Source organism: Bremerella sp. P1 (assembly GCF_028748185.1).
GTDB lineage: Bacteria > Planctomycetota > Planctomycetia > Pirellulales > Pirellulaceae > Bremerella.
On record NZ_CP118164.1, the window covers coordinates 5,447,743 to 5,472,974 of the forward strand.

At 55.8% G+C, this 25,232-nt stretch carries 19 protein-coding genes; 8 read left to right on the forward strand and 11 right to left on the reverse strand.

The features are described from left to right. Positions 1 to 405: 405 nt before the first annotated feature. Complete coding sequence (locus PSR63_RS22630) at positions 406 to 1,524, forward strand: 3-oxoacyl-ACP synthase III (RefSeq protein ID WP_274327946.1); 1,119 nt, start codon at positions 406 to 408, stop codon at positions 1,522 to 1,524. A gap of 160 nt (positions 1,525 to 1,684) precedes the next feature. On the opposite strand, the gene PSR63_RS22635 is transcribed toward PSR63_RS22630, so the two are convergent. From PSR63_RS22635 to PSR63_RS22655, 5 genes are all read right to left on the reverse strand, one after another. Next, complete coding sequence (locus PSR63_RS22635) at positions 1,685 to 2,392, reverse strand: hypothetical protein (RefSeq protein WP_274327947.1); 708 nt, start codon at positions 2,390 to 2,392, stop codon at positions 1,685 to 1,687. A gap of 27 nt (positions 2,393 to 2,419) precedes the next feature. After that, complete coding sequence (locus PSR63_RS22640; protein WP_274327948.1) at positions 2,420 to 3,556, reverse strand: hypothetical protein; 1,137 nt, start codon at positions 3,554 to 3,556, stop codon at positions 2,420 to 2,422. A 387-nt stretch (positions 3,557 to 3,943) separates the two neighbouring features. Beyond that, the gene (locus PSR63_RS22645) at positions 3,944 to 4,672 is read right to left on the reverse strand and encodes a hypothetical protein (RefSeq protein WP_274327949.1); all 729 of its coding nucleotides are present in this window, start codon (positions 4,670 to 4,672) and stop codon (positions 3,944 to 3,946) included. Positions 4,673 to 4,893: 221 nt separating this feature from the next. Next, positions 4,894 to 5,481 (reverse strand): DJ-1/PfpI family protein, encoded by a 588-nt coding sequence (locus PSR63_RS22650; RefSeq protein WP_274327950.1) that lies wholly within the window; start codon positions 5,479 to 5,481, stop codon positions 4,894 to 4,896. Positions 5,482 to 5,510: 29 nt separating this feature from the next. Then, the gene (locus PSR63_RS22655) at positions 5,511 to 5,759 is read right to left on the reverse strand and encodes an acyl carrier protein (protein ID WP_274327951.1); all 249 of its coding nucleotides are present in this window, start codon (positions 5,757 to 5,759) and stop codon (positions 5,511 to 5,513) included. A 422-nt stretch (positions 5,760 to 6,181) separates the two neighbouring features. On the opposite strand from PSR63_RS22655, the gene PSR63_RS22660 reads away from it, so the two are divergent. Together PSR63_RS22660 and glgB are read left to right on the forward strand one after the other, a co-directional pair. After that, positions 6,182 to 6,706, forward strand: coding sequence for an RNase H family protein (locus PSR63_RS22660; protein ID WP_274327952.1), 525 nt, complete (start codon positions 6,182 to 6,184; stop codon positions 6,704 to 6,706). 80 nt (positions 6,707 to 6,786) lie between these two features. Further along, positions 6,787 to 9,000, forward strand: a complete 2,214-nt coding sequence (gene glgB / locus PSR63_RS22665) for a 1,4-alpha-glucan branching protein GlgB (RefSeq protein WP_274327953.1) — start codon at positions 6,787 to 6,789, stop codon at positions 8,998 to 9,000. Between the two features lie 83 nt (positions 9,001 to 9,083). Here glgB and PSR63_RS22670 read toward each other — a convergent pair whose 3' ends face one another. Further along, positions 9,084 to 11,660, reverse strand: a complete 2,577-nt coding sequence (locus PSR63_RS22670) for a hypothetical protein (RefSeq protein ID WP_274327954.1) — start codon at positions 11,658 to 11,660, stop codon at positions 9,084 to 9,086. 428 nt (positions 11,661 to 12,088) lie between these two features. Between PSR63_RS22670 and topA the strand changes: the two genes are divergently transcribed. Beyond that, positions 12,089 to 14,845, forward strand: a complete 2,757-nt coding sequence (gene topA / locus PSR63_RS22675) for a type I DNA topoisomerase (RefSeq protein WP_274327955.1) — start codon at positions 12,089 to 12,091, stop codon at positions 14,843 to 14,845. Between the two features lie 149 nt (positions 14,846 to 14,994). Here topA and PSR63_RS22680 read toward each other — a convergent pair whose 3' ends face one another. After that, positions 14,995 to 16,590 carry a hypothetical protein gene (locus PSR63_RS22680; RefSeq protein ID WP_274327956.1) on the reverse strand — a complete coding sequence of 532 codons (1,596 nt, stop codon included), beginning with the start codon at positions 16,588 to 16,590 and terminating at the stop codon, positions 14,995 to 14,997. Positions 16,591 to 16,912: 322 nt separating this feature from the next. Here PSR63_RS22680 and PSR63_RS22685 point away from each other — a divergent pair, with 322 nt between their 5' ends. The 4 genes from PSR63_RS22685 (at position 16,913) to PSR63_RS22700 (ending at position 21,336) form a co-directional block, all read left to right on the forward strand. Beyond that, positions 16,913 to 17,908 carry a lysylphosphatidylglycerol synthase transmembrane domain-containing protein gene (locus tag PSR63_RS22685; protein ID WP_274327957.1) on the forward strand — a complete coding sequence of 332 codons (996 nt, stop codon included), beginning with the start codon at positions 16,913 to 16,915 and terminating at the stop codon, positions 17,906 to 17,908. 25 nt (positions 17,909 to 17,933) lie between these two features. Next, positions 17,934 to 18,902 (forward strand): glycosyltransferase family 2 protein, encoded by a 969-nt coding sequence (locus PSR63_RS22690; protein ID WP_274327958.1) that lies wholly within the window; start codon positions 17,934 to 17,936, stop codon positions 18,900 to 18,902. Next, positions 18,886 to 20,484, forward strand: coding sequence for a hypothetical protein (locus PSR63_RS22695; protein ID WP_274327959.1), 1,599 nt, complete (start codon positions 18,886 to 18,888; stop codon positions 20,482 to 20,484). The genes PSR63_RS22690 and PSR63_RS22695 overlap by 17 nt, the downstream gene beginning before the upstream one ends. A gap of 126 nt (positions 20,485 to 20,610) precedes the next feature. Further along, entirely contained in the window at positions 20,611 to 21,336 is a 726-nt protein-coding gene (locus tag PSR63_RS22700; protein ID WP_274327960.1) for a peptidylprolyl isomerase, read from the forward strand. Here PSR63_RS22700 and PSR63_RS22705 read toward each other — a convergent pair. The 4 genes from PSR63_RS22705 to PSR63_RS22720 all read right to left on the reverse strand — a co-directional run bounded on the left by PSR63_RS22705 (position 21,313) and on the right by PSR63_RS22720 (position 25,230). Continuing rightward, positions 21,313 to 21,966 (reverse strand): hypothetical protein, encoded by a 654-nt coding sequence (locus PSR63_RS22705; protein ID WP_274327961.1) that lies wholly within the window; start codon positions 21,964 to 21,966, stop codon positions 21,313 to 21,315. The genes PSR63_RS22700 and PSR63_RS22705 overlap by 24 nt on opposite strands. 342 nt (positions 21,967 to 22,308) lie before the next feature. After that, entirely contained in the window at positions 22,309 to 22,563 is a 255-nt protein-coding gene (locus tag PSR63_RS22710) for a hypothetical protein (RefSeq protein ID WP_274327962.1), read from the reverse strand. A gap of 130 nt (positions 22,564 to 22,693) precedes the next feature. Next, on the reverse strand, positions 22,694 to 23,971 hold the full coding sequence (aroA, locus tag PSR63_RS22715; protein ID WP_274327963.1) for a 3-phosphoshikimate 1-carboxyvinyltransferase: 1,278 nt from the start codon (positions 23,969 to 23,971) through the stop codon (positions 22,694 to 22,696). Positions 23,972 to 24,015: 44 nt separating this feature from the next. Next, entirely contained in the window at positions 24,016 to 25,230 is a 1,215-nt protein-coding gene (locus PSR63_RS22720; RefSeq protein ID WP_274327964.1) for an outer membrane protein assembly factor BamB family protein, read from the reverse strand. Positions 25,231 to 25,232: the final 2 nt, after the last annotated feature.

The window sequence follows — 25,232 nt, forward strand, 5'->3', positions numbered from 1 at the left end:
TTCGTCCAAAACATTCGTCGGTAAGCGGCCGATAAGTCAACGTGTAGTCCGACACGCAATTATTGGCTTGCCCACCAAGCAATCGCAGATACCCGTCCTGGGTTTTGGCTGAAGCGATGACCTCCCTATCATGAGCCTTGATCAGATCGCAACGTTCCGCTGCGTTCCCAGATCAATCACAAGATGCGAAGAGTCTACCGATCCGTTAAAGCTTGCCAAGCTTTTTCCATATCTTGTGTCTTGGCAAACTAAAGTGGTCAATATATTCCAGCTAGCGGTGGCGTCATCCAAGCTTAACGCTACGAGAATGGATTCTTCCAAATGATCCTGGACGGTTCTCTCAGTGCCCCAAAACCGGTATGATATCCGCTTTACGGAAAGTTCTTCTCCGCTGTCAGAGTCGGCATGAAATATCAGAATGTCTGCATCGAAGGGCTGGGCTACTGCCTGCCGGATGAAATTGTTACTTCGGCTGAAGTTGAGCAGCGATTGGCGCCCTTGTACCAGCGTTTACGGCTTCCAGAAGGGCGTTTGGAGCTGATGACCGGGATTTCGCAGCGGCGATTTTTTCCCGATGTGGTCCAGCCTGGGGATGTCAGTATCCACTCGGCTCGCAACGTAATGGCCGCCACGGGGATCGATCCTTCGGACGTCGGTGCCCTGATCCATGGTTCGGTCTGTCGCGATTTCCTCGAGCCAGCCACCGCTTGCCGCGTGCATCACGCGCTGGGCTTGCCACAAGACTGTGTGGTTTACGACGTGAGCAATGCCTGCCTGGGCATTTTGAACGGGGCGATTCAGATCGCCAACATGATTGAGCTGGGCCAGATCAAAGCCGGCATCGTTGTCGGAACCGAGAGTGGCCGGCACCTGGTCGACAACACGATCGAAACGCTGAACAACAGCGAGAACCTCAGCCGCAATGACATCAAGCTGGCCGTCGCTTCGCTGACGATTGGTTCGGCCAGCTGCGCGATGCTGCTGTGCCATAAAGAGCTAAGCCGCACCGGCAACCAGATGATTGCCGCCAGCGCTCGGGCACACACGCAGCACCACGACCTGTGCCACAGCATCGCCGGCAAGAATGAAACAGGCGTCGGCAATCCGTTGATGCAGACCGACTCCGAGAAGCTGATGGCCGAAGGGATCGCCACCGGCGCGGCGACCTTTGCTGACTTCCAAGCCGAGACTGGCTGGTCACCCGATCAAATCGATCGCTCGATCTGTCATCAGGTCGGCCTGACGCACCGCAAGCTGGTCTTGGAAAAGCTCGGCTTGCCGATCGAAAACGACTTCGCCACGGTGCAGTGGCTAGGTAATACCGGTGCAGCCGCTTTGCCAACGACGCTCGCCTTGGCGGCTCAAACCCAGTTCATCGAAGCTGGTCAGAACGTTGCTCTGCTGGGAATCGGCAGCGGCATTAACTGCGTGATGATCGGTGCCCAGTGGCAAACGACGATGGTCAGCGGTACGGGCGACATGCCAGTTGGCATGGAACGCAGCGGGGCGCTTTCAGCTGGCTAGAATCGCGGGTGGCCCAGAGAGATTCCTCTCTGGGTCGGCGAAGCCGACAAGCGGCGCATGGACTGACGTTACCCAAGATAGAACATTCCACTTCGATCAAGCGAATTCACTAGCCGCTTGTGACCTACGGCCACCCAGAGAGAAATCTCTCTGGGCCACCCTACGGCTTTTCCTCCGGTTCCAGCCAGGCGGTGATTTCCGTGGACTCTTCGGATTCCTTACCACGGGCCCCGGTTTTGGGATCAGCCTTTTCGCGGCCGCGGGCGACCATCGTCAGTAGGGTGATTTCTTCATCCGTCTGAAAGACCTTTGTTCCGGCCGATCGCATCAAGCCGCCGGTGCTGGTTGTCGAGTTGTTTCGCCAACTCATGAAGTTCTCAGGCAGGTCTCCTGAGGAAGAGGAAGTGCTGGCGCCGTTGATGACGGTGAGCTTCTGCTTCCATTGGCCTTCGGGGCCGCGGTAGATGGCCAGTTCGATTTGGCTGGTGCCTTCTTGCAGACGAGAAGTGCCGGTCATCGTGCCGCCCTTCGATTGCTTGACCATCATGTGCGATTTGAGCGTGACCCCTTCGGGGACATACACTTTCCAGCGCCATACCAGGTCTTCGTGTGTGGGAGCCGCGACGACGTGGACGAGCTTTTCATCGGTGATCTCGAGGTAGCCGGTCTCTTTGCGGAGCTGCGTGAGTTCGGCCTCCATAGTGGCCATGGCTTTGTTGTTCTCGTCCATCTGCCACGACATCCGCACGTGCGAGATGGCCAATGCGACGATAGTTAGCAGCAGCAGAATGGTGAGCAGCGAGAAACTGGTCCAGCGGTTGCGCGCAGGCGAAGTCGTTTCAGGGGCTTCTGTGGAATCTGTGGTCATGAATCGAGATGGGGTAAAGGCGAGCCGCTAATCGCCTGCTTTAAAGTTGAAGAGCTTCAGCGAGGATTTAATCGCATCGGTAAGAAGACCGCTTAGGTGCTTTTTGAATTCCTTCTCCATTTCATCGGTGAATTCGTCGGCACTTTCTGCATTTGTCGAGGCTTTCGAAATTATGTTGATGATGCCAGTTGCTTGCTTTGTCACCAAGAAATCGAAGACTGTCTTCTTCAGTTCGTCTTGCAGAGGTTGACTGATGTGTGACGTGATCTCCTTACCTTTGACGATATGTTCGGCACGACGCGCAAGTCTAGCGTCGGCCTTCAACTTCTTGCCAATCATCTCATTGAGAAGCTCGGACACGAAGATTTGGACGAACTGATTAGTAGCCTCAGCGGCAGCTTTGCTGTAGGCGGGTGACTTAGCGTATTGCGGGCCAGGGACGAAAATCTCAGTTTCTTCAAAGGTGAATGAGGAACCGTCTTTCGATGATTTTGGCTGTGCCTGCGAGCTTTTTTTGTTTGCTTGGAAATGTTTCTTGAGCTGTTGGTCGTTCGCAAGTTGCTTTGCGAAAGTCTTGATAAAGACTAGGGTCGCTTTAGCGATTGGCCTATCAAGAGTCTTTAGTATTTTGAGCAAGGCCTCTTTGAATCGCTTCCTCGCTCGCTTGAGTATTAACCTTTTCATGCTGCCGGCGACGACCTTGGAGGCCGACTTGCGGATGCCGAGTGTCGCGGCATCCACGAGCATGAGCGAGGCCTGGGCCATGTAGGAAAAGGCTTCTTCCGATTGAGCAGCCATGCGAGCAAACTTATTGGAGATGATCATCTGTCGCAGATCGCGCTGGTACCACTTGCGTATGCCGCCTCGCAGCAGAAGCAGTTTGTACTTTGGCTTCTTGGCTCCCTTGGGAAGGGGCTTTTCGTTAGGAAAGATAATCGCGTCGTATTCGACCCTAATCACCGGGGCGACTCGGACGAACCGCTGTGAAGAATCGATGTTGAGAATCTTGTAGCCGTAGAGATACTTCTTGGACTCGACGATGTCGAACGAAGCTACGCCGAACAGGATGTCGATCGTCGTCAGGGGATCCGGGTCCAAGGGAAGCCCATCTTCTTCAAACATTTTGGTTAGCCAATACCAGCTGGCACTGGCCGTGAAGATCAATTCGCCTTTCTCATATGAGCGGGGACTCTTTCCAGTTTCGCCCCAGGAGCTTCTTTCCCCATTGCGCCACTTAGTGATCACATCTGTTTGCTTTCCGCCACGTGTTCGAACAGCGAACTTGAGATCTAGCGGCAGGATTTGTTCGTCTTCATCTTTTTCATCCGAAGCACGTTTCTTCTGATGCTCTAGATGACTGCGAACACGGGAATCTCTTTGCCACCGGTTATTACGAGAACCATGCGGCTTGGGGCTTCGAGTCGGAGGGCAATTGGGCATGATGAGGTTAACAGGGATGTAGGTCGGTAGCTGGCCAAGGTTTACCTAGCGTACCGTCGACGGCACCCTGCTGACAACATAATTCGGTTCAGAGTTTGCCTCGCGAGGGCATCAATCCAAGTACGGATCCATGATGTTGGTTGCCTGGTGGCCTTGCTTGGTGGTGAACTGCGCGAGATTCACCGAGCCCTTGAATTCGTTGGAATGAAGCTTCGACCCATCGTCCAGGTTCATTGTGAACCGGAGCTTAGTCGCGAAGGTGCCTCGGTACCTGGGGGCTGAGAATTGCCAGGAGTAATCGGGCCGCAAATATACGTGGTGGTAACTGTTGCCGCAGAAGCTAGAAGGCAGGTACTCGATCGGCTGCCAGTTTCCGGCTTGGTCTTGGGCCTCTTGGATGATGTTCAGGCGGCTATCGCAAGCGAAGAACTTGAGCGTGTCGTCGGTTCGATTGACCAGCAGAAGTTGCATGCCAGGCTTACCCCCGAAGCTTGTCTTTTCTGTCGGCTGGGCAAGTAGAAACAAGCCATCCCCGGGTAGGTCTCGCGTGACCTTATGAGCGGAATTCTCGCTGGGGCCGAAACCGCCTGCGGCTTCGGTGTCCCGGAACTGTGAGTCGGCGTAACAGTAGCCGCGAAGCATGAAGTCAACTTCCAGGAAGTTATCGACCGGCTGTTTGACGGCCACATCCTTCGGAACGGGAACGACCGGGGCGGCCACGTGCTCCCCGCCAGCAGAGACTGCCGGACGGCTGTGACTTGCAGCAAAGATAACCGCCGTGATCAGCATCAGTATCGAGACGGCAGCAACAACATACCATTGATGGGCTGGTGTTTTCATGGTCGATCACGCCAATAGCAGGATGAGAGCCAACACGCAGACAAGTGCGCAGCTAGTACTTTAATCGTACCTAGCCTTGGTCATTTAGAGGACGATTTGGCCAGCGTTTTGGATTTCAGAATTCTGGTGGGCGTCATGCAGGCATCGTCAAAGATGGCGCTGCTCGACGGCGCACCGTCGAGCATTGGTCACGTTTTCACGCTTATTGAGAAGCTCTTTGCTTATGGCTCGATCTTGGTACCCAGGACTTCCAGGAACGAACGGATCCATGCGGGATGGGCGGGCCAGGCAGGGCCGGTGACCAGTTTACCGTCGACGTGAGCATTGTCGAACGTGCTGCTGGGCGGGATGGTCTCGCCACCGCCGATGACCACTTCCGGGCCGCAAGCGGGATAAGGACAAACGGTCTTCCCTTTCAGCACGCCAGCGGCGGCCAGGATTTGAGGACCGTGGCAGATCGCAGCGATCGGCTTGTCGTTCTCGGCGAAGTGTCGCACGATGTCGAGGACTTTGTCGTTGAGACGCAGGTACTCCGGTGCGCGCCCGCCGGGGATGACCAAGGCATCGAACGAAGCGGCATCGATCTCGTCGAACGTCGCGTTCAGACTGAAATTGTGCCCTGGCTTTTCGCTGTAGGTCTGATGCCCCTCGAAGTCGTGAATCGCCGTGGCGACGGTATCGCCGGCCTTCTTGTCAGGGCAGACGGCGGAAACTTCGTGCCCGACCATCAGCAGCATTTGAAAGGGAACCATGACTTCGTAGTCTTCCACGAAATCGCCCACGAGCATCAGAATCTTCTTGGCTGCCATATCAATGTGTCTTTTCTGAGGGGGAGGGGTTAACGTGCTGCGCTGTGATGCTGGATGAACTTCACGACGTCGCCTACCGACTGAATGTCGGCGAAGTCATCGTAGTCGACCGGAAAGCCAAACTCTTTCTCGATGGCACAGACGAGTTCGATTAACTCGAACGAGTCTGGCACAAGGTCTTCCGCGAGCGAGCTATCCATTTGAACGTTCTCAGGACGAATGCGGCGAGTCTGTGAAATCTTGTCTCGCAACCATTCGAACACTTCACGATCTTGCACGGCGTAGGTCCTTCTGTCCAACGACATCGGTAGGTATCGCCCGATGGGACGACCTCTCGCCTGTTGCTGGCCGGCACACAGTACGAGAGCAATCGATCAGTTCCCTTCCAACGACAGCGTTCTGGCTGGCCGCGCTGGTACCGCCGGCGCGAAAGCTGTCCCGGAACCGCTCTTAGGAAGTGGTCGGCATGATTTTAGCAGATCTTGTCTCATACTTTCGAGCCAATGTCATGGCATCGGAAGCAGGTTTGCGTAATCCAATCGTGGAAACAGGGATAAAAAGGTAAAGAAAAACGATTAGATAGAGTGTTGCGGGTAGGTCATGGTTGCCGATAAGCAAGGCGTGGGAGCCAGCTTTGCTAGCACTTGGTGCCTGGACAACCACTTATGACGATTATTCCATCCCCCCTGGAAGAGAACCGATGAGAGAGAGTACTCCCCAATATCTCCTCGCGACCGGCTCACGAAGTGACATTGAAGGGGGACGTTGGCAATTTGTGTTGCGGAGTTCCGACCGCAAGTTCGAGATTGCTGAGTCCGACTTTGAAGCAAATCATTTCGGCGACCGCGTAGCGCTTTTGGCTGTGGTTCGTGGCTTGGAAGCCATCCCAGAGCCAAGCCGCGTCATGCTGCTTACCCCATCGCGATACATCTTGAACGGGATCCGCCACGGTCTTTGCACCTGGGAAGATCAGGATTTCAAGATCCAGCGACTCGGACGACGTGTTGCCGTACGGAACCACGACTTGTGGTCACGTGTCGCGCACGCTCGACAATTTCATCGTATTTCAGCGAAGTATTGCCGCTCGTCACTGACGGAAAATCCATCCGTTGAAGAGTGGCCGGCGAGAACTTCGCTGGTGGACGATATTCAGCTCGCTTTGCGAAATGCCCAGCACGAAATCGACGCGAATACGACACTAAACCCATTGGCTACGTGTGCTTAGGCCAATAGGGACAAGCAATTTTGGACAAGTCTCCCCCAGTAGAAATCACCCACAGCCGCTGCATCGGCAAGGAGTAGGACGTGCATACCATTGGTAGTTTGGGTAAAATAACCGATATTATTGACGGCTGTTCAGACAGCCCGAGTCGTTTTCTGGGGCCACACCCAGTCGAGGGCTCAGGCAGCGATAAATCCGCGGCGGTTCGTGCCTACCTGCCGGGAAAAGAGCAGGCTTGGCTGTTCCATCCAGGACACGGTCAGAGCACGCAGATGAAAATGATTCATCCAGCTGGGCTGTTTGAAGTCATGTGTCCCATGGACGGGGTTACGGAAAAAGGCCAGTATCAACTACGAGTCGACGGCGGAAGCGGCCAGATGAAAACATTGCACGACCCCTACGCATTTCCTTCGTTCTTCACCGGTTTCGACCTTCACCTGTTGGGCGAAGGCAAGCACTGGAATTCTTACGACAAGATGGGTGCCCACCTCCGCACCGTCAACGGCGTGACCGGCGTGAACTTCGCCGTCTGGGCTCCGAATGCCAAAGCCGTTTCGGTCGTCGGCGATTTCAATGACTGGGATGCCCGTAGCCACCAGATGAACCGCATCGGAAGCAGCGGCATCTGGGAACTCTTCATCCCCGGTATGGCTGCCGGCGAGAAGTACAAGTACCGCGTTCGCCAGGCTGATCGTGCCGTTGATAAGTGCGATCCTTACGGCTTCGCTGCCGAAGTGCCGCCCAAGACGGCTTCGGTCGTAGCAGACCTGAGCGTCCACCAATGGAAAGACCAGGCGTGGATGGAACAGCGTGCCCAGGAAGATCAGCTCTCGAAGCCGATGTCGGTCTACGAAGTCCACCTTGGTAGCTGGCAGCGAAACCTGGAAGAAGAGCACGGTTGGTTCAACTACCGCTACCTGGCTCACGAATTGGTGAAGTACTGCAAAGAGCAGAACCACACGCACATCGAACTGATGCCCGTTTCCGAGCATCCGTTCACCGGAAGCTGGGGTTATCAAACGGTTGGTTACTACGCGATTACCAGCCGCTACGGTAGCCCGGAAGACTTCATGTACTTCGTCGATTACTGCCACCAGCACGGCCTGGCAGTGATTCTGGACTGGGTGCCTGCCCACTTCCCGAAAGACGATCACGGTCTGCGTCGCTTCGACGGATCGGCTTTGTACGAGCACGACGATCCTCGCCGTGGCGAACACCCGGACTGGGGTACGTTGATCTTTAACTACGGCCGCAACGAAGTTCGGAACTTCCTTGTTTCCAACGCGTTGTTCCTGTTCGACAAGTACCACATCGACGGTCTTCGCGTCGACGCGGTGGCTTCGATGCTGTATCTCGATTACAGCCGCGAAGGGGACAACTGGCTGCCTAACGAATATGGTGGTCGCGAAAACCTGGAAGCGATCTCGTTCCTGAAGGAATTCAACGAGCAGTCGCACCTGCAGCATCCTGGCGTGATGACGATTGCCGAAGAGTCGACCGCTTGGGGTGGCGTTTCCCGTCCAACCTTTGACGGCGGTTTGGGCTTCAGCCTGAAGTGGAACATGGGGTGGATGAACGATACCCTTCGCTACATGCGAAAGGATCCGATCTACCGTCAGCATCACCACGGCGAACTGACGTTCAGCTTGATCTACGCGTTCACCGAGAACTTCATTCTGCCGCTGTCGCACGATGAAGTGGTTCACGGCAAGGGTGCCTTGCTGGATCAGATGCCAGGCGACATGTGGCAACGCTTCGCGAACCTGCGATTGTTGTACTCGTACATGTGGACGCATCCCGGTAAGAAGTTGATCTTCATGGGGGATGAAATCGCCCAGTGGAACGAATGGAACCTGGAAGCTGGTCTGCAGTGGGACTTGCTGGAATGGGAATCGCACCAAGGGATGCAGAAGCTGATTTCTGACCTGAACGCGATGTTGGTCCACGAGCCAGCTCTGCACGAAGTGGACTTCGAGGGCAGTGGCTTCGATTGGATCGACTGCAACGACTGGCAGAACAGCACGATCAGCTACATCCGTAAGGGTAAGAACCCCGAAGACTTCGTCGTGGTCGTCTGTAACTTCACGCCGAACTCGCGAGAAGACTACCGCATGGGTGTCCCGATGCCAGGTACCTACAAGGAAGTCTTCAACTCGGACAACTCGCGTTACGCTGGTAGCGACGTGATCAATACCGATGAATTCCACACGGATAACATCGAGTGGAACGGTCGCGAGCAATCGATCCAGTTCCGTCTGCCGCCTCTGGCAACGGTTGTGCTGAAGCCAGTGCGATAAGCACGGGGTCAGCCAAGCATAGAGCAAACAAAAAAAGGGCCGGCAAAACTGCCGGCCCTTTGCTGTTTCTTGCCAGGTGCGTCTTAGGAACGCGACTCGAGATCCATTGGATCGATCTTCCAGTCGATACGCTTCGGATCGAAGAAGTCGAGCAGAATGGCTCGGGTAACCATGTTCTCTTCCTGCGAAGCGTACTGCGAAACGCTGGCAGGCAGCGTGCCTTGGATGGCGGCCATCATGTTATCGCGAAGCTGTTCATTGGTTTCGGCTTCAGCGGTGACGAACGCGACGTAGTAAACGTCTTCACCAGCGTTTGGAGCAACGGTTGAGCTCTCAACCGGAGCGCTGAACAGGGCTTCCATGGTCATCTGGCTGACGTCTTCCACGCCTGGGATTGAACCCAGCGACAGGCCCTGACCACCGGAAAGCTGATTGAAGTAAGTGATGTTCTCGGCGACGACCACTTCGGCCTTTTGCTCGGTGGCGGCCTTGTTCAGGTCTTCCTTCGACTTGATCTGCTCGGCCAGCTTTTCGGCAGCTTCCTTGGCCAGCTTGCCGGCTTCCTGCTGCTTCCAAGCTTCCACGACCTGATCTCTCACGTCGTCAAGCTTCGGAGCGTAACCATCTTTCATTTCCGTCTTCCAGAAGACGTACTGCACTTCGGCCTGGATGTTCTGGCGGAACATCATCGAGCTTTGCGAAGCTCCTGGGAACAGACGTGGCTGGAAGAGCGGGCTATTGGTTTGGAACGCTTCGGCAACCATCGAGCGGTTGATAGTCCGCAGGCCGGATGTCTGGTCGAAGGTGTAGTCGACATGAACCGCTTCCTGGGCCAGGGCCGACTGCGAAGCCTGGTAGAAGTCCATCAGCGGCATCGCACCGAACGATAGTCCCAGGCTGGTCGCCAAGCGTTCGATTTCGTCCGTGTCGTAAGGGGACTTTTCCGACTTGGTTTCGAGATAGCGGTACTCTTCGTACTTGGCTTGCAGCACACCGCGAATTTCGGCCAAAGCATCGGTCATTTGCTTCTGAGCGATCGGCTGAGCAAGTCGAGTACGAATCTGTTCCTGAACTTCAGCCAGTGGCTTGTACTCGACGGGTGCTTCTTCCATCGGAGCGTCCGTTGCCGGGGCATCGGTAGCAGGAGCGTCAGCCGCCGGAGTCTCCATTGGAGTTTCCTCAGCAGGCTTGTCTTCCGCCTTGGGCTCTTCCATCGGAGTGTCTTCTGCCGGCTTTTCTTCGGCTGGTTTCTCTTCAGCGGCGGGCTTTTCTTCCTCTTCGCCTTCTTCCTGGAGGAAGCTGACCAGCTGAACGTTGCTCTTGGTGGCGTTCAGCGAAGAGTCTTCGGCTGCCGGTTCTTCCTTGGCAGGCTCTTCGGCTGGCGTTTCTTCAGCAGGAGCTTCTTCAGCCGGTTTCTCTTCTGCGGGCTTCTCTTCCGCAGGTTTGTCCTCGGCAGGCTTATCTTCTGCTGGTTTCTCGTCGGCAGGTGTTTCTTCCGCCGATGGTTCTGGCTTAGCCTCTTCCTTTGGCTCTTCGGAAGGAGCTTCTTCCTTCTTCATTTCCTCAGCCGGCTTTTCTTCCGAGGCAGGCTCGGTCGTTTCTTCCATTGGCTTGGCGTCTTCGGTGGCCGGTTTTTCTTCGGTCATCGGAGCCGGCTCTTCCGTCCCTTCGGCACCTTCAGGGCTGCCCGGCGCTTCCGGTTCTGCCGAAGGCAATACCGGCTTACGGAACGAATCTTTGTTCTCTTCGTAATATTGAGCGACCTGTTCGTCGGTGATTTCTGCCTTGGCAGCTTCGACGAAGTCGTTGATGTCACCCTTCACGTAGGCCAGCGAGATCTTGTCCATTTGCATGAAACCGATCTGGTTCATCGCCGGATTGGCTGGCTGGTGCTTGTACTTGTTGAACAGTTCTTCGATCTGAGCACTGCTGGGGCTACCGACCTGATCCATGAAGTCCTTGGCCGAGACCGGGAACATTTCGGTCGAGATCGTGCGGTTCATGTTGCGGTAAGCCACCCAGGCCGAGCTGGGCGTCACGACGCGACCGTCGCGGAAGACCAGGGCCTGCAGCTTTTGGGCTGTCAGAACTTCGCGAAGCATCTCGAAGAAGTAGTCGTAGTTCAAACCGCGTCCTTCGCCACCGGTCACGCTGGTGAGAATCGCGTTGTAGTCGTAATCGCTCAAGCGTCCGCCGGACGATTCACGCATGAAGTCGCGGACTGACTGGTCATCGACGACCATGCCCAGCTCTTCGGCTTTCTTTACCCAGGCATAGTACAGCACGGCTTCTTCCGCACCGACGGGCATAAACTGGGGACCACCTGGGCTTTGTTGGCTGGCCGGCACAATGCGAAGACCAGGGATAGGTGGCATGGGCGCTTTAGGCGAACCTTGCAGGATAAGGGACTGACCAATGGCTTCGGCCATGACCCGCCCGACGATATCGTATTTATTAACGAGATTGTCGATGTCGGGACGGTAGAGTTCTTCGTCGTCGACGACTACCACAACTTCGCCACGTTCGTTGGCGGTCTGTTGGGAGAAGAAGCCAAACTGCAGAATTGGCGGAAGGACGACAAAGGCGACCATCAACAGGGCGCCAAAAACGACCATCAAGATTTTCTGGTTATCGCGGAAGACTTTGAACGGAGTGGCCATTGTCGCCTATCGAAAAATGGAACCGCCGGTGGGGTGTTAAAATGTCCCGCCCCCTTGACATTAGGAGTCAAGTCGCACTACTGATGCTTTGCGGGAATGAACAATTCGAACGATTGTAGGGGCATTTGTGGTTTGTACAATCCCAATCAAAGCCCGCAAACGTAGCAGCGGCTTTCCTTTAGGGCTAATTGCCCTTAATTTTGCGAAGCAGGGGAAAGCTTCACCGAATTTTCAGAGACCGAGCTGAGTTTTCAAAAAATTCACGCCGACTGCAACGATTTTTCGTCTGGCGGAAAGCGTATGGCTCTGCGTTAAATTTGACCAACCTGTTTGGCAGATAAGAACATTACGTCGAAGCACCTCAGTTTTTACGTCAGGCAACAGCAACGTAGGCCCATCGGCACTAGTCGCATTGTATTGGATCATTCATGGCGGAATCGGGTAACAGCAAAAAAGCCTTGGTAATCGTTGAGTCCCCGGCCAAGGCTCGTACGATCTCTAAATTCCTGGGAAAGAACTACCTCGTCGAGGCGTCGATCGGTCACGTTCGTGATCTACCCCAAGGTGCGAAGGAAATCCCGCAGCAATATAAGGACCAGGACTGGGCCTACCTGGGGGTGAACGTCAACGAGAACTTCGACCCGGTCTACATCGTTCCGACCGACAAGAAGCAACAGGTCACCAAGCTCAAAAAGCTGCTGAAGGAGTCGGACGAACTTTACCTCGCGACGGACGAAGACCGCGAAGGGGAAGCAATCAGCTGGCATCTGCAGGAAATCTTGAAGCCGAAAGTGCCGGTACATCGGCTCGTTTTCCACGAAATCACCGAATCGGCCATCACGGAAGCTCTGGAGCACCCCCGCACGATCGACGACGGGCTGGTCCGTGCGCAGGAAACGCGTCGTATCCTTGACCGTTTATATGGTTACGAAGTCTCGCCGCTCTTGTGGCGGAAGATCAAACCCAAACTATCCGCTGGCCGGGTGCAAAGTGTGGCCGTGCGTCTGATCGTGCAGCGCGAACGCGACCGCATGGCGTTCCATTCGGCCACCTATTGGGACCTGGTCGCAACGTTTGAGGTCGATGGCCAGTCGTTTGACGCGACTTTGGTCGAAGCAGACGGCAAACGCGTCCCGTCGAGCCGCGACTTTGATTCCTCGACCGGTAAGGTCAATAAAGAAGGTCTGCTGCTTCTCGATGAAGATGGCGCTAACGCGCTACTACAGCGGATCAAGGATACCGACTTCTCGGTCAGTAATCTCGAAAACAAGCCGTACACCAGCAAGCCGGCGGCTCCATTTACGACCAGTACGCTGCAGCAGGAAGCCAACCGTAAGCTCGGCTTCACGGCCCGGCGAACGATGCAGGTTGCTCAGAGCTTATACGAAAACGGTTACATCACTTACATGCGTACCGACTCGACCAACCTGGCCCAGGTTGCGATCGACGCGTCGCGTAAGCTGGTCGAAAGCGAATACGGCAAAGACTACCTGCCTGAGAAGCCTCGGCTCTACTCGTCGAAGGTCAAGAACGCTCAGGAAGCTCACGAAGCGATTCGACCTGCGGGTAATGAATTCCGCAAGCCTGACTCGGTGAAGGGGGAATTGAGTGCCGAACAGTTCAAGCTGTTCGAGTTGATCTGGAAACGAACCGTGGCCTGCCAGATGGCCGATGCCCGTGGCCACCGCATTTCGATCAACATTGGCGGCGCCGAAGCGGTCTTCTACGTCAGTGGTAAGACGATCGATTTCCCTGGCTTTTTGCGGGCCTACGTCGAAGGATCGGACGATCCTCAAGCCGAGTTGGCCGACCGCGAAACGCTGTTGCCAGCGGTCACTGTCGGGCAAAAAGTCGACGCGAAAGAGTTCGACCCGAAGAGCCACACCACCCAGCCGCCTGCCCGCTTCAGTGAAGCTTCGCTGACCCGCAGCCTGGAAGAAATGGGCATTGGTCGTCCGAGTACGTACGCTTCGATTATCGATACGATTCTTCGCCGCGAATACGTCTTTAAGAAGGGGAACGCCCTGGTTCCCACGTGGACGTCATTTGCCGTAGTTGGCCTGATGGAAGCCCATCTCGAGCGACTGGTCGACTACGACTTCACCGCCAAGATGGAAGACGACCTCGACAGCATCAGCCGCGGGGAAGCAGACGCGAACGACTACCTGAAGAAGTTCTACTTCGGCGTCGAAAACCACGGTCTTAAGCAGGTCATTGAAGAACGCATTAAGGACGTCGATGCCCGCAGCGTGAACTCGATTCCGCTGGGTGCACCTGAAGAAGGGGAGCATCGCGAAGAAGTCTTTGTGCGGGTTGGTCGGTATGGACCGTACGTCGAACAAGGCGAACGCCGTGGATCGATTCCCGATGAGTTGCCGCCGGATGAAATCGACCTGGCCAAGGCCATGGACATTCTCGAGCAGTCCGAAAAAGGGGAAGAGCCAATGGGCGAGCACCCCGAGACCGGCAAACCGATCTATCTGAAGACGGGGCGTTTCGGCCCGTACGTTCAGATGGGATCGTCGGACGACGACGAGAAGCCAAAGAACGCTTCGCTGCTCAAAGGCATGAACGTCGGCGACGTGAACCTGGAAACCGCGATCAAGCTGCTTTCGCTGCCACGCGAAGTGGGGCTGCACCCAGAAGATCAGAAGCCGATCGTCGCTTACAACGGTCGATTCGGTCCTTACATCAAGTGGAACGACGAGACGCGCTCGCTCCCGGCCGAGATTTCGCCGATCGATATCGAGATGGACAAGGCCCTCGAGTTGTTGGCCCAGCCGAAGACGCGCGGCCGTCGCGGTGCTCCGAAGGAACCTCTCAAGACACTCGACAAGTCGCCGGTGACCGAAGAAGTGATCAAGATCATGGACGGCCGCTACGGTCCCTATGTGACCGACGGCGAGACGAATGCTTCGCTTCCCAAGGGAGCTTCGCCCGACGAATTGACGATGGAAGTCGCGTTGCAACTTCTGGCCGATCGTGCCGCCAAGGGTGGTACGAAAAAGAAGAAGGCCAAGAAGAAGACGACCAAAAAGGCCACCAAGAAGAAGACCGCCAAAAAGAAAACCACGAAGAAGGCGGCCACCAAGAAGACGGCCAAAAAGTCGACGACGAAGAAAGCGGCTACCAAGAAGACCGCTAAGAAAGCGGAAGAGTCGACCAGCGACGAAGCCCCGTTCTAAGAGCGGAGTCATCCTAGCTAAGAAACAAAAAAAGGCCATCGAGGTGTTTGCTTCGATGGCCTTTTCTTTTTCTCGTTTTGTAGGGCCCGCGCGTCGCGGGTCGCGAAGTTGGTACCAAGTATTTGGCCCCGCGGGACGCGGGCCCTACTTTAGTCGTTGGTCATCGTACGCAGGTCGCGGACGTCTTCTAACAAGTCTTGATACTTGCGTTGGAAGTCTTGCGAGATGATGAACATGTACCCGTTGGCACAGAACGACAGGAGGAAACCGAAGGCCAGGAAAGGCCACCACGATGGCAGCGTTTCGACCTCTTTTTCGACTACCTTCTCGACGACTTCCTTTTCTTTATCGGTATCAGAAACCGAAGCGTTGGTCGTCGTGGTTGGAGACTGTTGAGCTGGCGGTGTGGCTGCCGGCTGATTCCAGGCAACTTGTGCGACCGGTTGCTGACCGGCGTAAGGTCCTTGGTAATAAGGGGCCTGGGGATTGTACGGGTAGTTAGGGTTCGTGCCGTAGTACGGCTGCTGACCATACCCGTTGTTGACGAAGTTGCCGCCGTAAGGCTGCTGGTTGTTGTAACCGGCTGGCGGTTGTTGGTTGTTGTACTGGGGCTGCTGCTGATTGTTCTGCGGTTGCTGCCCGGTGTTTGGGTTGTTGGGCATTGGGCTGTAAGGAGCCGTATTGCCACCGGTCTGATTGTTTTGGTTCCAGGCACCTGTCAGCCACGGATTGTCAGGATTGACGCTGCTGCCCGGAACTGTGCCGTTGTTTTGCTGCTGCGACCCATTGGTACCGGGGTACGTGTAATTGCTGTTGTTATTGGGTGGCGACATGGTGCCGCCGGTTTGACCGGTACCTTGATTGGTCTGGTTGTTCCCGTAGGTCGAACCGGTGTTGGTTTGACCGTTGTTCGAGACCCAGTTGCTGGAATCGGATGGCGAGATCAGGTCTGGGGCACTTTGGTTGGTTCCGCTACCGGTTTGATTGAAGCGAAATTGGTTTGCTGTGCCGCTGTTGGTAGAAGTAGGGGGCAAGACGAGGTCTGAGCCGCTGGTCGAACCATTGTTTGGTGACGTTGCGCTCCAGTTCGTGCTGCCACTATTGCTGGTCGAGCCGGTGCTGAACTGACTGCCAGTTGTACTGCTGCTTGGCGGAGGTGGAACTACCGGGGCGGTACCGCTCGTTTGCACCGCACCGTAGGGACCACCTTGTGTGGCTGGCACAGAGAACCGCGATCCGGCAGTCGATGCGCCGCCGTAGCGTTCTTCGGCACCCGGGATCGGCGGGTAGCTGCCGCCGGTATTGCTTGCCGTGGGAGTGTTGGTGGCTGTGCTTGGCTCGGTCGCGCCCGAGGGCAGTGTTCGTGTTTGGCGCGGAATGTACTGAGCGAGTTCTTCGCCGAGTGCCGGTCTGGTATCAGCGGCCGAAGTTGTCTCCGGCGGAGCGGTCAACTTCGGAGACTCGGTCGGCATCAAGCCAATCTCGTTGGTCCGCTCGTTGACGGGCTCTTCGTAAGCCGTTGGCAGAATCTTCGGTAGTTCGGCATCGCCGACCTGAACCCGAAAGACCTGAACGCGCTGCACGTTCGGCGGTAGACCGACCTGTATCGCTTCGCCCGATTTGAGCTTTTCGATCGCTTCCGGTTCGATCTGAATAATGTATTCCAGCTGGCCCTGATCGGTGGGCTGATAGCCGAAATCGACGCCAAGAACGGCGGATGTAATTAATAAGCAGGCGGCGTACACAGTCTCATACTCCTCGCACAGCACGTGCATCATGCAACTTGTGCCGCTAATCCTAACTATTATTGTGGAAACGGGAAAGCGACATTTGACAGCATTCTTGCCGCAAGCATAGCCGCGAGGAGAATTCCCTATCTCTGGTTCGGTATGGCACTACGGACGAAACGCCTTTGGGGTTCGCAGGCGCCAGGCAATAGACTATCATCGCCAAGTTATCCACATCCGCTATCAATGCCGTCAGAGCTGCATTTTGGTTTCTCCATCAAGCCCAGATTGCCCCGATGACACGCCTGCCAAGGGTGCGAAGGTGTGGAAGTCGCGCGCGATGAACGCAATTCAGATCATTGTGATGGTTCTGGTTGCCTGGGGGATTTGGCGAAATATCGAAAAAGCGATCGCCCAAGTTCACGAACAAAATTTTTCTTTTGAAGAACTTCGCTGGCCCTGGATTGTTCTCGCGGGGGTTGTCTACCTGCTGGGAACCCTCCCCATGGGGCTATTCTGGTACCGGTTGATGAAGGCCATGAAGCAGGACCCACAGCTATATAGCGCTGTGCGAGCCTATTTCATTGGTCACCTCGGGAAGTACGTCCCGGGCAAGGCATTGGTCGTGGTGCTGCGAACATCGTTGGTGCAAGGCAGTAACCTGCAACGTTCGGTTGTCGCGACCGCCGTGTTCGCCGAGACGTTAACGATGGTTGCCGTGGGGGCGGTGTACGGAACGATCTTGGTCGTCATCTGGTTTTCCGAGCAGCAATTGCTTCTGTGGACGGCCGTCGGAATTGGCTTGGCCGCCAGCTTTGTCACGTTGCCGCCGGTGTTCCGCACCGTTGTCCTCTTATTAAAGGTCTCGCGGATCAATCCCGAGATTGAAGAGAAGTTATCCGGGCTGAGCTACGGGACCATGGCCTGGGGGTGGGGCGCGAACATCATCGGATGGACCTTACTATGTAGTAGTCTGTACGCGACGATGGTCAGCATTCCCGAAGCCGATGCCCAAATGGCGGGTGGCCTGACGGTGTTTCCGTTATTGGCCGCCACGGTTTGCCTGGCGATGGTGGTTGGTTTCGTAACGCCCATTCCCGGTGGTATGGGCGTTCGTGAATATGTGATTATGGAAATGATGGCCCCGGTCTTTGGTCCGGTGGTCGCCGTGGTGTCGGCCGTATTGTTGCGGGTGGCATGGCTTTTGGCAGAAGTGGCGTTGGCGATTATCCTATATGCCATTCCCGTCCCCGAGCCTGCCACCGACGATACAACTTCGGAGTCCACTTCTTCCGAAGAAAACTCGTCCACCGATCCCGCCCAAAACCCTGCATAACGAGTATGCGTGGAAAGTGAAGCAAATGAAGCTCTCCCTGGTGATCCCCGTCTACAACGAAGACGAGAGTCTCGAAAAACTACACGAAGAAATCTGCGAAGTCGTCACGGCCAACAACTACGACGTCGAGATCATCTTTATCGACGACGGCTCGAAGGATGAATCATGGAATGTTGTCTCGAAGTTGGTCGAGAAAGACGCACGCATTCGTGGGCTCAAGTTTCGTCGCAACTTCGGCAAAGCGGCCGGCCTGGATGCTGGGTTTCAGGAAGCCCAAGGGGATGTGATCATCACCATGGATGCCGACCTGCAAGACGATCCGCAGGAGATTCCACGCTTCCTGGAACAACTCGACGCCGGCTACGATGTGGTCAGCGGTTGGAAGCAAGTGCGACATGACCCATGGCATAAGGTCGGACCTTCGCGCGTCTTCAACTGGATGGTCAGCACGCTTACGGGTGTCAAGTTGCACGATCATAACTGTGGCATGAAGTGCTACCGCGGTGAGATCTTCGACGAGGTTCGCCTGTATGGCGAGCTTCATCGTTTTGTGCCGGTGCTGGCCGCGGCCCACGGCTGGAAGGTCGGCGAGATTGTGATCAATCACCGAGCCCGGCAGTTCGGCCACTCGAAGTACGGTGTGCGCCGCTTCCTGAAGGGGTTCCTCGATCTAACGACCGTAGCGTTCATCACCGGCTATGGTCAACGTCCGCAGCACCTCTTGGGTGGCATCGGCTTGTTGTTCTTTGCCCTGGGGTTCCTGGGGTTGTTCGGGCTCTCGGGCTGGTGGGTCGTCGATCGACTGGTAGGGGCGGAAGAACCGATCGAACTGCACAAGCGAGCCATCTTCTACTATTCCATCGTCTCGCTCCTGCTGGGCACGCAGTTTGTCACCGTGGGCTTGTTGGCCGAAATCATTCGTTCGGCGATGGCTCCGCAGACCAAGTCGTACTTCATCTCGCAGAAGGTAGGCGTGCGTGACGAAGCCAACTAGAGTTTCCCGGAAGTCCGACAACACCTGGACCGACGCCGACCGATTGCGCTGGGCCGTTTATTGGCTACTGATCGCGGTTTGCCTGGGTAACGCGGTGGGACGCATCTTTGCCGTGACGGCGGAGCACAATCGGCATCCGTTTCTTAGTGCGAACGATCGCAGCCGCTGGGCGACCGTTCGTTCGCTGGTCGATCATCAGACGTTCGCCATCGACGAGGTGATCAAGGACCGCTACTGGGACACGATCGACAAGGTTTATCATTTAGGCCCTGATGGGAAGTACCACTACTACAGCAGCAAACCGCCGCTGATGGCCTGTGTGCTGGCCGGGGAATACTGGCTAATCAAGAATACGGTCGGCATGGAGATCTCGGAGCATCCCTATTATGTAGGGCGTGCGATCTTGATTGTCACCAACGGGCTGCTTCTCTTCGGACTTTTGTGGGCGACGATCTGGATTGTCGAGCGGTATGCCAAGTCCGATTTTGCACGGATAGGAATTGTCGCCACAGTCGCGTTCGGGACCTTTCTCACCACGTACGCAGTCACAATCAACAATCATAGCCTGGCCGCGATGAGTGTGGCGATTGCCTTGTTCTGCGGTCTGCGAGTTTGGTGTGACGATCGAAGCGATGCCCGATATTTGGCGGGAGCGGGTTTCTTTGCTGCCTGTGCGGCAGTGAATGATCTGCCGGCGTTCAGCTTCTTCGGACTGCTTGGCTTGGCGATGCTGATCAAGCGACCGGCGGGAACGCTTCTATATGGTGTGCCTGCCGCGGCGGTGATTTTAGGAGCATCTCTGCTTACGAACTACATCGCGCACCAATCGTGGCGACCGCCGTATGCTCATCGCGCCGATGGCGAGGTCCTGGGGACGCTGGAAGAAAAAATGCATGGTGCGCTCGACAAGAACGAAGTTCCTGCTGAGCTGAAAGACGTTCTCGGGCAGCACGATATCGCGCTGAGCGATCAGGCCGAAATCATTACCCGCGAGACAGGCAACCGGTGGGTGGTCCTGGATATGGGGATCGACCGGCGATATGCGATTCAGCGAACCGATTCGAACATCGAAGTTCGCGACTGGGACAACTGGTACGACTACGACACCAGCTACTGGAAACCAGGCGTGAAGAAGGGGGTCGACAAAGGTGAGAAGTCGATCGGCGTCTACGCGTTTCATGTAACGCTGGGGCACCATGGGATCTTGTCGCTCACCCCGGTGTGGATTCTTTCTTTGTTGGGACTTGGCCTGTGGCTTCCGGAGAAGGGGAGTCTGCGCCAGGTTGCCGGATTCATCGTTCTGCTGACCCTGATTTGCGTCCTGTTTTATATCTTCCGACCGCTGAAAGATCGCAATTACGGCGGGATGACCTCTGGTTTCCGCTGGGCTTTCTGGCTGATTCCCTTGTGGCTGACCGCGATGATTCCCGTATTGGATCGCTGGAAGAACGCTCGTTGGGGGCAGCTGTTGTTTGCCGTGCTGCTACTGTTTTCCGCCGTATCCGCCAGCTATTCCGCATTGAATCCATGGATCCATCCTTGGATGTACACATACATGGGTTATTTAGGGTGGATGGAGTGAGTGTCCAGCAGTCGGTGAAACTCATGTTGCATGATTCTCCGAAATCCTGAAAATACTCCCAGAAATTCCGACCCGAACCTGACCCGTTCACTTCACCCTCAGGCGTAGCGCAGGGAGGCGTGCTTGATGAAGTTCCCGTACTTATCATCGTCGGCAACCGTTATCGGTTTTGCTGTTTGTCTTGGCTTGTTGACCGCTGGCTGTGGATCTTCCGATTCGGCCAATCCACCGGCTGTCAGCATCAACGATCCGGCTAGTGGCGGCACAGATACCGCTTCGCACACCGTCTCGACCGACACACCTGGCACCGCCCGAAAGCGTTCTGACTTTCGCGGCGAAGAGTTTCCTGAAGTCATCCTGACTACGACTAAGGGGGATATCCATCTGAAGCTGGACGCCAAAAAGGCTCCTGCGACGGTCGACAACTTTCTAACGAACTACATTTCGACCAATCACTACGATGGGACGATCTTTCACTATGTGCAGCCCAAGGGAATGGTCCTGGGCGGCTTGTTCGACGCTGGCATGAATCCTCGCGAAACGAAGAGCGAAATTCAGAACGAGGCCATGAACGGCCTGAAGAATAAGCGTGGCACGATCGCCATGTCGCGCGATCCCAGCTTCATTCACAGCTCCACGTGCCAGTTCTTCATCAACTGTGCCGACAACACGGCGTTCGATCACATTGGTACCGACGATTCCAGCAGCTTCGGCTACTGTGTCTTCGGCGAAGTGGTCGAAGGGATGGACGTGGTCGATGCCATTTCCAAGGTCGAAGTTCAATCGAGCGATGGGTTTGTTAATCTGCCACGTGAGCCAGTTCAGATTCTATCGGCCCAACGCGTCAAATGAGGTCATCGCGCCGGCTGATTGCGTCGGCGGTGTGTAAGCACTTTCCAGTGCTTCCAGTAAATGCTCGATCGTATAGTTACGCCGTCTGGGGCTTGCCTGGGCGGCGTTTTCTACGCCATGCTTCTTGAGCGTGTCTTGCAGACGCAGCGATTCGAGCGAAGGAAAAAGCGGGTCGGCGGGGACCCACGTCGTCGAGAAGCTTTCTCCCTTATCGGCAAGCCGTGTCAACTGGCGGATCGACTGGTGCGAGCTGCACATGGCATCAATGCGTTGCAGTAGGAATGTCGGGTCTTCGGGGAATTCCAACGCTGGGTCTTGTGCGAGTTCATCGAGTACAAAACGCGCGAAGAACTCCCGGTCGTGAGGAAAGCTGCGAACGATCTGCGTGCGGCCTGAAATGTAGATCCGCATCCCCTGCAAGGACTCCATCAGGTCGAGCACCTGGCTTTGCGTCAATAGAATTGGATTGTGGCGTGTACGGGCGTGATAGAAGTACTGCTCCACAAGGCGTTTAAGAGTCGGGAACTCAGGTCGGACTGGCTCAGCAGGCAGTGTCGCGCAGCAGGCACCCCACAAACAAAGGGTCGTCGCGACCACACGCATCGCGTGGCTAATCTTCCGCCAGTGCATGGTTTCCCCCGATCCTCTTGCACGTTTCTGGCAATATTTTTTTCAAGCTGTGAACGATTTCTGCCCGCTCTCTAGAAGGGTAGGTCACGGCTTGGAGGATCGTTAGCCTGCCCCGCTAAATTGGGTCAAAAACCCCTAATCCCCGAGATATCATCCGAATCTGGTCAATTTAGAGCGAATGAGGAGGAAGAGCTGAATAGCCGTAATTTGGGTTTAGTTTCCCTAGTAATGGCCATAAAGTGGCGTTGATATACCGTAGCTGCGTTTTTTCGGTTGATTTTCGTGAGGGTTTTCCTATACTGCTGGAACGTTATCGAGCCTGTCGTCTCTCGTTAACACTTTTCAGCAGTTGCGGTAGAAGGAGATGCCGTCGTGTGTAAAGTCACGTACTTCGTCCAACCCTGCCCCACATGTGGCCGAAAGCTGCAGGTCAAGGTCGAGTATCTTGGCCTCGAAGTATCCTGTCAGCATTGCGGTGCTGGATTTATCTCGCATGATCCGGATATGGTCGGAGCTCCACCACTCCCAAACCCGGTGGATGATGCCCTCCATAAGGCTGATGCGTTCCTCGGAAGAGGAGGTTTGTCCAATACGCACTTCCCAGCAACCTTCGGATCCAATTGAGGCACTGCCTCGGGATTTGAGAAGGCATCGGCTTTCATGCCGACGCCGTTCGTTTTAGCCGCTTCGTGCGGCTTTTTCTTTTTCTTGACGCGTTGCGTCAAGGTTAGGTGCCGCAGATTTGGGCGAGGTCCTCGAAGAAGTGAGGATAGGTCTTGCTGGTACAGGCGGGGTTGAGGATCACAACGCCTTCTTGGCGAAGTCCGACCAGGGCCAGGCTCATGGCCATTCGGTGATCATTGTAAGTTTCGATCCGAGCCGGCTGCAGCGTGCCGGGCGTGATGATCATCCCGTCTTCCAGTTCCTCGACGGTCGCTCCTAGCTTGCGAAGCTCACACGCGAGGTCACCAATCCGGTCGGTTTCTTTGTGGCGGTTATGCGCAACGCCGGTAATCGTGGTGGGGCCGTCGGCAAACAAGGCGACCGCGGAAAGGGTTTGAACCGTGTCGCTGATTTCGCCCATGTCGATGTTGATACCGCGGAGCTTGCCACCGGTAACGGTGATGCTGTCTGGCTGGTAGTCGACCTGGCAGCCCATCTGGGCGAGTGCTTCGCAGAAGCCGACATCCCCTTGCAGGGCATCGCGTGAAAGTCCTTCGACGGTGACCTTTCCGCCACTGACCGCGGCGGCACCCCAGAAGTAGCTTGCCGCCGAGGCATCGGGTTCGATCGCGTATTGGCACCCCTGGTAGGTTTGACCCCCAGGGATGACGAAACGAACGCAATCGTTTTCCTCAAGCGTCGCACCGAAGTCCCGCATGATTTGGGTCGTCATACGGACGTATGGTTTGGAAACCAACTCGCCGTCGACTTGCAGTTGGACCTCGCCAGAAGCGTAGGGTGCTGCCATCAAAAGGCCGCTGAGGTACTGACTACTGATATTGCCGGCGATGGTTGCCTGGCCGCCGGGTAGGCCCTTGGCGTCGACGAGCACTGGAGGACAGGCATTATCAAACTCGGTGCGGATGTTGGCGCCCAGTTGTATTAGAGCTTCGATCAGGTCTCCGATCGGGCGTTCTCGCATGCGGGCAATTCCGTCCAGGCGAAAGGTGCCTTGGCCGAGAGTTGCCAGCGCGGTGAGAAACCGCATCGAGGTGCCGCTGTTGGCGATGAACATTTCCGTGTTATCGCCGTGGAACTTGCCGCCGTTTCCTTCGACCGTTAGCGTGTGGGTTTCGGGATCGTGAAGAATCGATACACCAATTCGGCGCAGGCTATCGATCATCACTTCCGTGTCTTCGCTTTCCAACGCGCCGGTTAGCGTTGATTGACCTTCGGCCAAAGCAGCGATGATCAAGGCGCGATTGGTAAGACTTTTCGAGCCAGGCGGACGAATCGATCCCGTAATGGGACCGCACGGGGTAATGGCAATTTCAGCGACCACGGTGCATCTTCAAGCAAGTGAGGAAATGAGGTATCCCCTTTAGTTTACTGCTTGTTGGCGATCTTCCACAGGTGGCGTTCCCCTTTGACGTACATCGCATTTTCGCCCAAGGCTGGGGTCGCTTGGATGTTTTCACCCATGTCGATTTCCTCGACGATTTCCCCCTTCTTGCCGGATAGGTTGACCACCATGGCCAGGCCATCGTAATTGATGGCAATTAGCTTCTGGCCCGCGATAACTGGGGTGGCCCAGAACTTACCCTTCAGACGCAAAGCCCACTCCAGATCGCCCGTTTCCGCGTCACCGCAATTCAGTACGCCGCTGCCATTGATGGTGTAAACCTTGCCATCGTGCAGGATAGGGCTCATCGACGAAGGGTTCAGCTTGTTGGCTTCCCAGACAATCTCAGGTTTGACGCGAGGATCTTTCAAATCGAGTACGGTCAGGCCCTTCGAGACAATGAAGGCCTGATCGCCGGTAGTAAGCGACGTTGAGATCGTCGAGGCACCGCCACCCAGTTCCCAGAGAATCTCACCACTCTTGGAAGAGACGGCCGTAACGCCTTCGTTGTTCTGCAAGAGGGCAACGCTTTCGTCGCCAGTGTTGACTGACTTCAAGGCCAGGGGAGATGCCCAGTTGGCTCGTTCGGCACGAGGCAGGAACCATCTCGTCTGACCGTTTTCAGCATTGATGCCGGCGGCGAAGGAGTCGCCTTGGTTTTCAATCTGAACGACGACCGTATCGTCGAGCACAATCGGCGAACTGGCCATGCCGACGTCGTTGCCAGCCTTGGGGTGTTCGTGACCGAGGCCGCGGTACCACTTTAAGTTCCCGTCCAGGTCCAAGCAGATCAGATCGCTCGAACCGAAGAACGCGTAGACATTCTTACCGTCGCTAACGGGGCTGGGTGCGGCAGGCGTTGTCTGCGGATGACAGAAGGTTCGGCCGGTTGCCCAGAAATTGCGTTGCCATAGCTTCTTGCCATCGGCGGCGGAGTAGCACAGCACGTGTAGTTGCTCGAGATCGGCTCCGTCGGCGGTCGTGACGATGACTTTTTCGTCAACCAGAATCGGGCTCGATGGCCCCCGGCCTGGCAGTTCGACCTTCCAGGCAATGTTGTCCCCATCCGGCGACCATCGGTCGGGCAGTACGCACGATGCGGAGGATCCGGTGGTGTCGTTGCCGCGGAACTGTCGCCAGTCGGCTACTGCGCTCGAGGCGATCGCGGCCAGGCATACGAAGCTAAGTAGAATACGCATAG